This is a genomic window from Adlercreutzia sp. CNCM I-6215, assembly GCF_977072315.1.
The window spans coordinates 373,407-386,726 of record NZ_CDRVMA010000001.1 but is presented as its reverse complement, the minus strand read 5'-3'; the positions used below and the strand labels follow the sequence as shown (position 1 = coordinate 386,726).

Below are 13,320 nucleotides of genomic sequence, written 5' to 3'. Positions count from 1 at the left end.
ACCGTGACCATGTGCAGAGGGATTTCGGGTGGTGCTCACCAAGCGAGTTCCGCAGCGAACGGAAATGCCCAGTGGGCATTTCCGCCGAGCGAGGACTGTCTGAGCGACTGAGCACTACTCGGAAGCCCGACCCCGGCAGAGCTACAACTAAAATTGCCGCAAGAACCGCATGTCGCCTTCCAAAAGCATACGCAAATCCGGCACGTCGTACTTCAGGCAGGCGATGCGCTCCACCCCCATGCCGAAAGCGAACCCCGAGTACTCCTCCGGGTCGATGCCGCTCATGGAAAGCACGTTCGGATCCACCATGCCGCAGCCCAAGATCTCGATCCAGCCGGTGCCCTTGCACATGCGGCAACCCTCGCCGTGGCAGATGCCACAGCTCACGTCCGCCTCGGCCGAGGGCTCCGTGAACGGGAAGTAGTGGGCGCGGAAGCGCGTCTTGCGCTCGGGCCCGAAGATCTGCTTGCACACGTAGTCGAGCGTGCCCTTCAGGTCGCCGAAGGTGATGCCGCGATCCACCACGAGCCCCTCGATCTGGTGGAACTGCGGCAGATGCGACGGATCGGCCACATCGCGGCGGTACACCTTGCCCGGGGCGATCATGTAGATGGGCAACTCCCAGTCCTCCATGACGTGCACCTGCACGCCGGAAGTCTGGGTGCGCAGCAGCACGTCGGACTCGCCGCGCACCCGCGAGGTGTCGCCGGACAGGTCGTGCACGTAGAAGGTGTCCTGCATGGAACGGCTCGGGTGATCGGCCGGGGCGTTCAGGGCCGTGAAGTTGTAGTAGTCGGTCTCGATCTCCTCGCCTTCCACCACTTTGTAGCCCAGGCCCAAGAAGATGTCGGACACCTCGTCGATGATGCCGTTGATGAGATGGCGGGTACCCACCTGCTGGGCGCGACCGGGTAGCGTCACGTCCACGGCCGCCGCCCCCATGGCCGCCTCAAGTTCGGCGGCATCGAGTGCCGCCTTGCGGGCGGCCAGTGCCTCTTCCACTTCCACGCGGGCCGCGTTCACGGCCTTGCCCACGCTCGCGCGCTCTTCAGCGGGCACCTGGCCCATGGATCTCAAATACCCGGTCAGCGTACCGGACTTGCCCAGCACCGCCACGCGCACCGCCTCGAGCGCCGCCGACGTGTCCGCCGCGGCGATTTCGGCCAAGGTGCGCTCGCGCAGCGCCGCCAACTCCTCTGCGATTGCCATAAGGTTCGCCTTTCTTCTCGAGCCAACAAAAAAGAGCCTTCTTCCGTCCCGCCTGGGGCCGCTTGCGGCTTACCAGGAATCCAAGGACGGGAGAAGGCTCTCGCGGTACCACCTCGGTTGGCAACGCACCCGCGCACCCATTGGGTGGCGATGCAGCGTCGCCCGCTTGTTCGCGCTCTGTGACGGGAGCACCCGGCACCCCTACTGGTCGCCTCGCCCGTGGGCGTTCGCGTTCGGGAATGCTGCTCGGAAGGGAATAAGACGCACCCAGGGGGTCGGGCTCTCTCAGCCGGTGAAGCCCTTCTCTGGCGACCGTGACGCGCGTCCGCTGTCTTCGTCATCGCATGTAACGCCACAGTATAGCGCACTTCAAGGCGGAGCGAGCGCAGAACTTTCCCGCGCCCGACAGACGGGAAGCGGGCCACGGGCACGCGAAGGCAGACGGGAAGCGGGCTCCGGCGAGCTGCGAAGAGGCCCGGCGTCCCGGCAGCGTGGCGCGGCGCCCTACAGGAAGCGGTACTTGACGGTGCGCAGGCCCCAGGCGCGGCAGCTGGAGAAGCCGAAGGCCTTCCACACGCCCGGCTGCAGATCGAGGACGCGGGAACCGCCGCCCATGGAGCCGCAGTCGTTCACCGTGGCATACACGGTCTGACCGCCGTAGACGATTTCCACCGTACGTCCGAAATAACTGCGGTAGTTCGGCATCGATTTGGGCACCGCCACACCCATGGAGTTGTCGTCGCAGACGGCGCCGGTGGACGTGGTGCCGGGGTTCGGCGTGTTCGGATCGGTGCTGCCGCCGTAGGCCGAGGCCACGCCTGAAAGCCACCCTTCCTCCGACGAGCCGCCCGACGAGCCCGAGTTGCCGGAGCCGCCCGAGCTGCCGGAATTCCCCGATGATCCTGAGCTGCCGGAATCGCCAGAGCTACCCGACGAGCCGCCGTTATCGGAAGGGCCCTCGTCGTCGGAGACGACCGGCTCGCGATCGCCCGTATTGGCGTCGGGGCTCTCCTGCACGGCCGCGGCCGCCGCTGCGGCGGCCTCCTCTTCCTGCTTGCGCAGGGCCTCGGCCTGAGCGGCGAGCTCGGCCAGACGGGCCGCGTGCTCCTCCTGAGCGCCCTCCAGGCGGGCCGTGGCATCCTCCACGACGCTTTGGGCCTCGGCGCGCTTGGCCTCCTGGGCCGCCAACGCCTCTTCCTGCTCGTTCTTCTGGGCGTTCAGCTCGTCGCTCACGTCGTCGAAGGCACGCTTGCGCTCCTTCTGCTCGGCCACCTCGTCGGCCTGATAGGACATGATCTGAGTGACGTACTCCATGTTGCGGAGCAGCTCGTCGAAGTTCTTCGAATCAAGGATGAGGCCCAAAAGCCCCATGGAACTGCCGTCGCGGTACTCGCCCACGGCCACCTGGCCTAAAGCCGCGCGCCCCTCGAGCATGGCCTGCTGGGCCTCCATGGCCGCCGCCGCCGTCTCGTCGATCTTGGTCTGCAGCTCGGCCACCTCAGCGGTGAGCTGCTCGTACTCGCTATTGATCTGGGCCATGCGGGATTCGGCCTCATCCAGCGTGGCCTGCGCCGCATCCACGGCAGCCTGAGTGTCGTCGGCAGGATCGGCCGCAGCCGGAACCGCGCCGATGCCGACGAGGGAGAAGGCGAGCAACAGGGCGAGAAAGACCCTCGTCGCTTTTCCTTTTCCGAACGCTCGCTGTGCCAAGGTTTCCCTTCCGTTCTGCCATTACGCCGCAGCTTGCCCCGGGCGAACACGCCGACCGGTGCGCTGCGTCGCTCCATCTTCCCCAAATCGACCGACCGAGGCAAGCGTCTTGCCGAAAAAGACACGAGCCGTCGACTCCTTGTCCATGGAGCATAACACTTTTTGACCATAATGCAAATACTTGTTCGTATTATTATTGCAATTTATTCGGTGTTCCGTTATACTGCGCCAAAAGCAAGAGAAAGGAGCGGCCATGCACGCCATGGTAACGGCCCGAGTGCCCCTGGAAATCCGCGACCAGGTGAACGCGAAGCTGCGGTCCATCGGCTCGTCCCCCACCGAGCTGGTGAACGCCGCCTACGATTACGTACTTGCCACCGGCGAGCTGCCCGATGCGCAACGGGGAGAATCTCCCCTTCGCATCACCCTCACCGACGCCCAGGCCAACGAGCTGCGCTTCCGCTTGCGCCAGGCCACGCGCCCCGTACCGGCGTCGTTCTGGGAGGCCCGCGACGGCGCGCCCGCAACCAGGGAAGGAGAATAGCCATGCGCCTGCTCATCGATAGCGACGTTCTGCTCGACTTCATCGGCGAACGCGAGAGCACCGCCGCCGCCTGGGTGAAGCTCCATGCCATGGAGCTGGCCGGGGCCGCGGAGCTGTGGGTCTCCGCCGAGGCCTTCGGAGAGGTGCGCGCCGCCCTCGCCGAGGCCCTATCCGACCACGACGCCCGCTCGGCTTTGCGCTCGGCCATGGCGTTTCTGTCCGTGTGCTCGATCGACGGCCCCGACGTGCGCTTCGCCCTGGAGCACGAGGGGCTGCCCTATCGCGCGGCCCTCACCGAATCCTGCGCCCGCAAGCTGCAGGCCGACTTCATCGTCACCCACGGCGGCGAGGTATCCGTCTCCCGGGCCGTGCGCCGCGTGGCCCCCGACGAGCTGTTCAGCGTGCTTGAGGCGGAGCAGGGCATCGTCTTCGACGTCATCGACTTCTAGCGGGGAACCATGATCGACGAAATCCAAGTGAAGGACGTGGCCCTCATCCGCGAGGCCTCCCTTTCGCCCTCCCCCGGTCTCACCGTCCTCACCGGCGAGACGGGCGCCGGAAAGACGGCGCTCGTCAGCGCCGTGAAGCTGCTCGTCGGCGAGCGCGCCGACAGCTCTTACGTGCGCGAGGGGGCGAAAAACGCCGAGGTGCGGGGGCGCCTGTTCCCTTCCGATCCCACCGCCGAAGAGCTCGTCGCAGTGCGCAAGGTCAGCGCCGACGGGCGCAGTCGCGCCACCATCAACGGAACCATGGCCAGCGTGTCGGAGCTCGCGCGCACGGTGGGGCCTTTGGTGGAGCTCTGCGGGCAGCACGAGTACCAATCGCTGCTGAAGCCGGCGGAGCACGGCCGCATCCTCGATGGTTGGGCCGATCTGGAAAGCACCGTAGGGGCGGCCTTTCGCGAGGCCCTCGCCGATGCCCGTGCCGCCGAGGCGGCCCTGGAAGAGATGAGGGCAACGGCGAGCGCCTCCAACACGCAGCTGGAGGAGGCCCGCTTCACGCTGCAGCAGATAGAGGCGGTGAACCCCGAGGGCGGCGAGTACGAGGAAACGCGCGACTGGCTCGCCCGGGCCGAGCACGCCGAGGTGCTCGCCCGCAACTCCCACGGAGCCGCCGAGGCGCTCTCCGGCGACGGCGGGGCGCTGGACGCCCTGAACACGGCCATCTCGCTCATCGAGGAGGCCTCCCGGGCCGACGAGTCGCTGGCGCCCTTCGCCACAACGCTGAGGGAAACGTGCTTCGTCGTGGAGGACGTCGCCCGGGATATGGCCGGCTACTGCGACTCCATCGATTTCGACGGCGAGTCTTTGGCGGCGGCCCAGGAGCGCATGGGGCAGCTCATGGGCCTCATGCGCTCCTTCGGCCCCACCATGGAAGCCGTCTTCGAGCGCTGGGACGCGGCGGCGGCCCTCGTCGGCCTCGTCGACGACGCCGATGAGAACCTGGCCCGCGCCGAGGCGGCGCTGGAAGCGGCCGAGGCGGCGCTAGCCCAGGCGGCGGCCGCCTACGACGCCGCCCGCGCCGAGGCCGCCCCGCAGTTCGCGGCAGCGGTCAACGAGGTGCTCGGACGTCTGGAGATGGGAACGGCGGCGCTGGTGTGCACGGTGGAGCCGCTGCCCCGCGAAAACTGGAGCGCCGCGGGCAGCGCGAGCGTCGTCTTCGAGTTCAAGCCCGGCGCCTCCATGCAGCCGCGCCCCTTGGCCCGCATCGCCTCCGGCGGCGAGATCAGCCGCGTCATGCTGGCCATCAAGGTGGCCTTGGGCGCGAAGGACGGAACCGAGACGCTTGTCTTCGACGAAGTGGATGCCGGCGTGGGCGGCAGCACCGCCAATGCGCTCGCCACCGTGCTGGCCGAGCTCGCGAGCAGCCATCAGGTCATCGCCATCACGCATCTGGCTCAAGTGGCCGTGCTCGCCGATGCCCATTACACGGTGACGAAGACCGCCGGCGATGCGCCCGAGACCATCCTCACCCCCGTCACGGGCGATGCGCGCGTGGCCGAAGTGGCGCGCCTGCTATCGGGCACCGCCACCGAGACCTCCCTCGCCCACGCCCGCGAACTCCTCAGGCAATAACCCGGCGCTTCCGCACAGATCGGCCGCTACCATCGGCAACGGCCGATCCGCACCCCCGCCCGTAGGGGCAGACCTTGGTCTGCCCTCCCGACAATGGCCATACGCGCGACAAGGGGCGACCAAGGTCGCCCCCTACGAAGATTATCCGACAAGTTTTTCGCAGAGATACCGCTATTCGGCTGCCTGCTGATCGGCCAACTCCTGGGCGAGGGCCTTGGCGTCGTCATAGGCCAGAAGCTGGTCGATGGTCACGAACTTGTAGCCCTCGGCGCGCAGCTGGGGCAGCGCGATCTTCAGCGCCTCAATGGTCTGGCTGCGAGGGCCGCCACCGTCGTGCATGAGCACGACATCGCCGGACTTCGCCGACAGCAGGCGCTCCGCAATGGCGTCGGCGCCCGGTCGCCGCCAGTCCTCGGTGTCCACATTCCAACCGATCTCGCTCGTGATATAGGGCTGCAGATTCCAGATGATCTCGTCGTGGAAGTTGCCGCCCGGCGAGCGGAACACCTTCGACGCCTCGCTGCCCGTCGCGTCCGCGATGGCCTGCTGGCCCATCTGCACCTCCTCGATTTGCTTTTCAGGGCTTTGGCGCGTCATGTCCACGCCGTTGCCGCCGCCGGTGGCCGCATGGTCGTAGGAGTGGGTGCCGATCTGGTGCCCCTCGGCCGCCATGCGCTTGATCGTGTCCACGTAGTCGGTCTTGTCGGAAATCTGCTCGCCGATGGTGAAGAACGTCGCCACGGCATCGTTCTCCTTCAGCACATCGAGCAGTTCTCCAGTCGTATCCCACGGGCCGTCGTCGAAAGTGAGCGCGATGACCTTCTCGCCGTTCGTGTTCGCGTTGTACTTCAGGTAGACGTTGTCGGAGCCCTCCTTCACCGTCTCCTGCACGGATTTGCCCGATACCTTGCCCGTGCGCGTCTCCACCTGGGCCGGCTCGCCGGGCACGTACACGTGGATGGCCCCCTCGCCCAGCTCCACCTGGCCCGGGGGCGTCTCCTCGGTGGTGACATCATAGTCCTCGGTCGCGTCGGCGCCGTCGTCCAGCTGAACGACATCGCCCTTGTGCAGCTCGGTCGCGCCGTCGGTCACCTCGTTGCCGTTGACCGTGCCGGCAAAGGCGGCACCGCCCCCCTCTTCCAAAACCTCCCCATCGACCGCGAGCAGGTTTCCCGGCTTCGGAGAGACCACGCCCTCGGCGATCATGTCGTTCAAGGTCGTGCCCCGATCCACCGTGCGCGTCATGCCGTTGACCGTCACGTTGAACTGCAGCGGGTTCAAATACAGATATACCCCCACGCCGATAGCGGCCAGAATGACCACGGAGACGATAATGGAGACGACGCTCGCCTTCTTCTTGCCCTTCTTCTTGTAGCGCCCTATGTCGGCATAGGGAACCACCTGGCCATCGGCCTTGGTGGCCGGGACGACCCGCGGGGGCACCTGGGCCGCATAGCCCGCGTAGCCGTGCGGCGACGATGCCTGGTGCGGCTGGGGCTGGGGCTGGGGCGGCTGATAGTCATGCGGCTGATAGGGTTGCGCCTCGTGAAGGCGCGGATCCTGCGACTGGGCGGCAGCGGCCGGCTGCTCGCGGGGCGCAACCGACTCCTGCTGGAGGGTCGGCGCCTGCGGTGCCGGCTGGGTCTGATATCCTGAGGGGCCGGCCGTCGACTGCGGCTGCGGCGCCGCGGCCCCATGGGCATGGGGAACCGAAGTCGGCGCAGGAGCACCCGGATGGCGGCGCGTGGGCTTCTTGTGCTGTCGCGGATTGTTGCGGGGGTTGTTCGAACCGTGGGAGGCGGGCTGATCGGGCATCGCTTTATTCCTTTGGAAGTACTTCAGGTGGTGCAGGAGCTTTCTCGCGATTATACGACGAAGCGCCAGAACGTCCACAGCAGAGCAGCTTGCATTTCCGTAAAGTTCGCAATCCTCAAGAGTTCCACGAAAATTGAACGCGTCTCGTCATCCCGTCGGGGCGCCCCGCGCCGAAAGGCGCCCGCGATAGCGGCGAGGCGCCCGGGCATCGGGCCCTAATTCGCGCGCGACGACCCGTAGGCGGCGTGCTTGCGGTTGCCGTAGGCGCTTCCCTTGCGCGCGCCCCTCTTCAAATCCTTCAGCACGTCTTCCTCGGACTTGTCCTCCACGGTGCTCTTCAGCTTCACCACCTGGTCGCGCAGGCGCGCCGCCTCCTCGAAATCCATGTCGCGGGACGCGGCGGCCATGTCGTCCTCCATGGACGAGATGAGCCGCAGGACCTCTTCACGGGAAAGCTCTGCCAGCTCCTTGTTCACCTGCTCGGCGGTGGTGCCCTCCACGTCTTCGGTGATGAAGCCCATGATGTCGTTGATGGCCTTGCGGATAGTCTGGGGCTTGATACCGTGCTCCTCGTTGTAGGCCATCTGGATGTCGCGGCGCCGGCGCGTCTCGTCGATAGCCCGACGCATGGAATCGGTGATGCGGTCGGCGTACATGATGACCTGGCCGGACACGTTGCGCGCCGCGCGGCCTATGGTCTGGATGAGCGAGCGGTGGTTGCGCAGAAAGCCCTCCTTGTCGGCATCCAGGATGGCCACGAGCGACACCTCGGGCAAGTCGAGCCCCTCGCGCAGAAGGTTGATGCCCACGAGCACGTCGAACTCGCCGCGGCGCAGATCGCGCAGGATCTCCGTGCGCTCCAGGGTGGCGATGTCCGAGTGCATGTAGCGAGCCTTCACGCCCTGATCCAGCAAATGGTCGGTCAAGTCCTCGGCCATCTTCTTCGTGAGCGTCGTGATGAGCACGCGCTCGTTTCGCGCCGCCCGCTCCTTCGCCTCGTCGATGATGTCGTCGATCTGGCTGGCGCTCGTGCGCACGACGATCTCCGGATCCAAAAGGCCCGTCGGGCGGATGACCTGGTCCACCTTCGCCTGGCTCACGCGCTCCTCGTAATCGCCCGGCGTGGCCGATACGTAGATGAACTGCGGAATGCGCTCCTCGAACTCGTCGAAGCGCAAGGGGCGGTTGTCCAGGCAGCTGGGCAGGCGGAAGCCGTGCTCGGCCAGCGTGATCTTGCGGGAGCGGTCGCCCTCGTGCATGCCGCGGATCTGCGGCACCGTGACGTGGGACTCGTCGATGATGCAGAGGAAGTCCTTCGGGAAGTAGTCGATGAGGGTGTAGGGCGGCTCGCCCGGCGCGCGCCCGTCCAGATGCCGCGAGTAGTTCTCGATGCCGGAGCAAAATCCCATGGTCTCCAGCATCTCCAAGTCGTAGTTCACGCGCATCTCCAGGCGCTGGGCCTCCAGGAGCTTCCCCTCTTCCTTGAACTGCATGAGGCGCTCGCGCAGCTCGTCCTGAATCGTGTCGAGAGCCTTGTCCATCTTCGGCCGCGCCGTAACGTAGTGGGACGCGGGCCAGATGGGCAGCGCCTCGTAGCTATTCAGCACCTCGCCCGTGACCTGGTCAATCTCGTCGATGGACTCGATCTCGTCCCCCCAGAACTCGATGCGGATGGGATGGTCGGCGTAGGGCGGGAACACGTCCAGCGCGTCGCCCCGCACGCGGAAGGTGCCGCGCTTCTGCTCGTAGTCGTTGCGGTCGTACTGGATGTCGATGAGCTCATGGATGACCTCGTCGCGATCCATCTCCTTCTGCTTGTCGACGAACACTGCCATGCCGGCGTAGTCCATCGGCGAGCCGATGCCGTAGATGCAGCTCACCGACGCCACCACGATGACGTCCCGCCGCGAGAGCAGAGCCGAGGTGGCCGCATGGCGCAGCTTCTCCACCTCCTCGTTGATGGAGGCGTCCTTCTCGATGAAGGTGTCCGATGAGGGCACGTAGGCCTCGGGCTGGTAGTAGTCGTAGTAGGAGACGAAGTACACCACGGCGTTGTCGGGGAAGAACTCCTTCAGCTCGGCCGCCAGCTGGGCCGCGAGCGTCTTGTTCGGCGCCATGACGAGTGTGGGCTTCTGCACCGCTTCGATGGTTTTGGCCATGGTGAACGTCTTGCCCGAGCCGGTGACGCCCAAGAGCGTCTGGTAGCGCAGGCCCTCTTCCACGCCCTTCGCAAGCGCCGCGATGGCCTCGGGCTGATCCCCCGAGGGCTCGAAGGGCGAGACGACCTTAAACGGGGTGCTCGCCAGCCGCACCTCGGGCAGCTTCCCCGCCATTTCCATGCCTTCTATATTGGAAAGATGAGTGGACACGCGCGTCCCTCCTCTCGCAGTAATTCTCTATAAGGAGAACAGTCTAGCACCTTCCGCAGGAAATGAACAGATGTTCGCTTAAAGTTCACAGCGCGACCGTGCTGTGGCGCCGGCACCCCTCCCCTAATGATGAGTGCTATACTCTGCAATCGCTGTTGACATCTCGTGACGTGAGGAGCTCATCGTGGCGAACGTGAAGAACGTGGCCCCCGGCGTCGGTCTGTGCGCCGCCATCGCCATCCCTTGCTGGTTTCTCGGCGAGGCGCTGCCCGTGGTGGGCGGCCCGGTGTTCGCCATCCTCATCGGCATGGTCATCGCCCTTTGGTGGAAGCAGCCCGCGCGCGGCACCGTGCAGGACGGCATCGCCTTCACGGCGAAGAAGGTGCTGCAGTACGCGGTCATCCTGCTGGGCTTCGGGCTGAACCTCGCCCAGATCGCGGCCGTAGGCGCCGAGAGCCTGCCCATCATCCTCACCACCATCGCCACGGCGCTCATCGTGGGCTATATCTTGTACCGCGTGCTGTCCGTGGATTCCGCCATCGCCACGCTCATCGCCGTGGGCTCGTCCATCTGCGGCGGGTCGGCCATCGCCGCCACGGCGCCGGTCATCCGCGCCAAGGACGAGCAGGTGGCCCAGGCCATCTCGGTCATCTTCCTGTTCAACGTGGTAGCGGCGCTCATCTTCCCCACCCTGGGAGGCATGCTCGGCATGTCCAACGAGGGCTTCGGCCTGTTCGCCGGCACCGCCGTGAACGACACCTCGTCGGTCACCGCCGCCGCAGCTGCCTGGGACGGCATGCACCCCGGCTCGAACGCGCTGGACGACGCCACCATCGTGAAGCTCACCCGTACGCTCGCCATCATCCCCATCACGCTCGTACTGGCCATCGTCATGGCTCGCAAGGAGAACGCAGCAGGCGCCGGTGCGGCTGTGGCCGGACCCGGCACCGACGGCCTGGCAGTGAGCGACCCTGCCGCCAACGCCGCAGCGGCTCCCACCGGCGCGAGGCTTCTCGGCGGCTTCTCACTGAAGCGCGCCTTCCCCACCTTCATCCTGCTCTTCCTGGCAGCCTCGGTCATCACCACGGTTGCTGTTGCCGCTGGAGCCGACGCGGCCGCCTTCGCGCCTCTGAAGGCCTTGAGCAAGTTCTTCATCGTCATGGCCATGGCCGCCATTGGCCTGAACACCGACCTCGTGAAGCTGGTGAGGAGCGGTGCCAAGCCCATCCTCATGGGCCTCATCTGCTGGATCTGCATCGCCGCCGTCAGCCTCGCCATGCAACATATGCTCGGACTGTGGTAAACCGAAAGCGGCCCCGAGGCGTTACGCCATCGAGGCCGCTTTTGCGCCCCTAAACAGCCAGCCGCAGCCTATCGTTTGCTCGCTAACAGGCTCTAGTCATAGGGATTACAATCCAAATCGCGCGGCCAATCATGGCATTCGAGGCAATAGTTGCTGGTCACCTCATTACCCCTAGCATGACATACATTGCATGACAGGTAGCCGCCATGAACTGAGTCGTGAGGATTGGAATCGCCATACGATTCGGTGCGCGCTGCAACGCTTTCATAGGTGCCGCCGTGGCAGCCCAGACAGGCATCGTCGGAAACGTAAGGATCATTTTGGCCAGAGGCCACGGACACCTGCTCCGTATTTGCCTGAGAATCGCCGGTTTCGGACAGGTTGGAACCCGTATTCTCAGCCGAGCAGGCAGCCAGCCCCAAGCAGGCCGTCAAGGCAACTCCGGCGATCATCGCAATAGTACGTTTGCTGTCGATTCTCATAGTTATTCTCCTTGAATGGCATGGCGGGCAGATACATAACCGAAAGTGGCCGCTCGACCGACGGAGGTGGCGGGAAGGTGGCGCGGATAGGTTCCCGAAAAGACTCCGCCCGAGGCATTGCCTGCGGCATAAAGACCTTCGATGGGCTCATCGTCCCAGTTCAACACACGGCACGATTCGTCGATGGTCAAGCCGCCGACCACGGTCAGTACCGTGCTGTTCGTCACGAGGCCGTAGTACGGGCCCTCCGCCAACGGCATGGCGGTTTCCAAGTTGCGGCGGAATTGCAAGTCCTTATTCTCGGCCGAGGAGAAATAGGCGTTGTAGGTGTCAACGGTTTCCTGGAGAATTGCCGCATCCAGCCCCAGCTGTGGCGCCAAATCGGCCACCGTGTCAGCTTTGAACATCCAGCCCTTATCCATATACTGCTTGATGGTCTCATCTGCGGTGGGCTGCATGTCGGCCATGGCGTCAACCATACCCTGGTTCAAGATAATCCAGCACCCCTTGCCGCGACCAGGCTGCGCATTGATAGCATTGGACACGAAGTTCATCGGCAGCCCCTCGTTCACAAAGCGGACGCCACGTGAATTCACGGCGATGCCAAGCGAGGAGGTAAACCAAATGCCCGGGATGTCAAGGAACTGCGCAGGCGTACCGAAATTGAAGTTCATAACCGCATGGGGAATGGGATCCATTTGAGCGCCCAGCTGCAAACCCATCATGTGCCCATCGCCGGTGGGGCCAGTAGAGGGATCCCAGCAGCTTGAGGCGGCGTAATCCTCGGAGCGCGTCCACGCCTTCATCATATCGGGATTCGCTTCATAACCGCCCGTGCATAGCACGACGCCCTTGGTCGCCTCAACTGCGTAGTAGCCGTCGGCATCCTTCGCGACAGCGCCTGTCACACGGCCCGACGCATCTTGGACCAGCTGTACACCTGCGGTATTAAAGCGAAGATCGATATGGAGTTCGTTCTGCATTACAGCGGTGAGGGCATCCATGACGATAGGACCGAAAATCCAGCTCGTCCAGTTATAGTCCTCGGGAACGGCGAATTTGTGCTCACCCTGAATCACCTGGATGCCATAGCCCGTCTCTGGCTGAGTGGTGTTGTAAATCTTGATATCACGGCCCGCTTTATCTAACGAGTCCTGCATAAAATCGATTGCCTCGCCAGAGTTGTTCACGAACGACCATACTACATCGGGTCGGGCGCGCCAGTAGGAAGCTCGCAGAATCTCTTCCACATACTGAGCCGGATCAACGACGTTGCCCGTCTCGGCCTGCATGCGGCTTCCGCAGCCGCCCACGCTCTCCCACGTATTGCGGCCCTTGCTCATCTTTTCAAGCACTACCACGTTGGCACCCAGCTCGGCGCCCTTCAGCGCGGCCATCGTGCCCGAAATGCCGCCGCCGATCACCAGCAGATCGCACTGATCGGTGTGAGTTATCTCGTCTGCGCCGATTTCCCGGGACTCGAAGCCCACAGGACCCGCAACGACATCCCATTCAGCCCCATAAGCGGGCATAAGGTTGACGTTCTCTCCGTAAATCTCAATCAGCTCGTTACCCACAGTCGCCGCGGACTCTTCCGCATAGGCCGCGTCGGCTGATCCTGTTGCAGCGGCAACAGCAGTCGCCGTGCACAACCCGCCGGCTGCCAAGCCCGCAAGGCCAACGCCCCGCAGGAACCCTCGACGGGAAATCCCCTGATTTCCCTGCGCATCCATCGTGCTTTTCGATGCACCCATCGCCATCTCCCTTCACTTCTGAACTCACTTTCGTCAAGCGACGGGAGCATTCTGCTGGC

The 13,320-nt window shown here is 64.8% G+C and carries 10 protein-coding genes; 4 read left to right on the top strand and 6 right to left on the bottom strand.

The window, feature by feature from the left end:
• Window positions 1–147 precede the first annotated feature (147 nt).
• On the bottom strand, window positions 148–1,209 hold the full coding sequence (gene pheS / locus ACW4LP_RS01600; RefSeq protein ID WP_302403783.1) for a phenylalanine--tRNA ligase subunit alpha: 1,062 nt from the start codon (window positions 1,207–1,209) through the stop codon (window positions 148–150).
• A gap of 504 nt (window positions 1,210–1,713) precedes the next feature.
• Entirely contained in the window at window positions 1,714–2,919 is a 1,206-nt protein-coding gene (locus ACW4LP_RS01595; protein WP_237974077.1) for a coiled-coil domain-containing protein, read from the bottom strand.
• A gap of 253 nt (window positions 2,920–3,172) precedes the next feature.
• On the opposite strand from ACW4LP_RS01595, the gene ACW4LP_RS01590 reads away from it, so the two are divergent.
• Genes ACW4LP_RS01590 through ACW4LP_RS01580 form a run of 3 tightly spaced genes read left to right on the top strand, consistent with a single transcriptional unit; the run spans window position 3,173 to window position 5,538 of the window.
• Window positions 3,173–3,463: a hypothetical protein gene (locus ACW4LP_RS01590; protein ID WP_022739489.1), complete on the top strand. Its 291-nt coding sequence runs from the start codon at window positions 3,173–3,175 to the stop codon at window positions 3,461–3,463.
• A 2-nt stretch (window positions 3,464–3,465) separates the two neighbouring features.
• Window positions 3,466–3,912, top strand: coding sequence for a PIN domain-containing protein (locus ACW4LP_RS01585; RefSeq protein ID WP_022739488.1), 447 nt, complete (start codon window positions 3,466–3,468; stop codon window positions 3,910–3,912).
• 9 nt (window positions 3,913–3,921) lie between these two features.
• Entirely contained in the window at window positions 3,922–5,538 is a 1,617-nt protein-coding gene (locus ACW4LP_RS01580; protein WP_455803397.1) for a DNA repair protein RecN, read from the top strand.
• Window positions 5,539–5,709: 171 nt separating this feature from the next.
• Here the strand turns inward: ACW4LP_RS01580 and ACW4LP_RS01575 are convergent, their stop codons facing one another.
• Window positions 5,710–7,353 carry a polysaccharide deacetylase family protein gene (locus ACW4LP_RS01575; RefSeq protein WP_455803396.1) on the bottom strand — a complete coding sequence of 548 codons (1,644 nt, stop codon included), beginning with the start codon at window positions 7,351–7,353 and terminating at the stop codon, window positions 5,710–5,712.
• Window positions 7,354–7,568: 215 nt separating this feature from the next.
• Window positions 7,569–9,686: an excinuclease ABC subunit UvrB gene (gene uvrB, locus ACW4LP_RS01570; protein ID WP_455803395.1), complete on the bottom strand. Its 2,118-nt coding sequence runs from the start codon at window positions 9,684–9,686 to the stop codon at window positions 7,569–7,571.
• 220 nt (window positions 9,687–9,906) lie between these two features.
• On the opposite strand from uvrB, the gene ACW4LP_RS01565 reads away from it, so the two are divergent.
• The gene (locus tag ACW4LP_RS01565) at window positions 9,907–11,025 is read left to right on the top strand and encodes a YeiH family protein (RefSeq protein ID WP_455803394.1); all 1,119 of its coding nucleotides are present in this window, start codon (window positions 9,907–9,909) and stop codon (window positions 11,023–11,025) included.
• Between the two features lie 92 nt (window positions 11,026–11,117).
• Here ACW4LP_RS01565 and ACW4LP_RS01560 read toward each other — a convergent pair whose 3' ends face one another.
• Together ACW4LP_RS01560 and ACW4LP_RS01555 are read right to left on the bottom strand one after the other, a co-directional pair.
• Complete coding sequence (locus ACW4LP_RS01560; RefSeq protein ID WP_114549053.1) at window positions 11,118–11,507, bottom strand: cytochrome c3 family protein; 390 nt, start codon at window positions 11,505–11,507, stop codon at window positions 11,118–11,120.
• 2 nt (window positions 11,508–11,509) lie between these two features.
• Complete coding sequence (locus tag ACW4LP_RS01555) at window positions 11,510–13,261, bottom strand: FAD-dependent oxidoreductase (RefSeq protein ID WP_173113808.1); 1,752 nt, start codon at window positions 13,259–13,261, stop codon at window positions 11,510–11,512.
• Window positions 13,262–13,320: the final 59 nt, after the last annotated feature.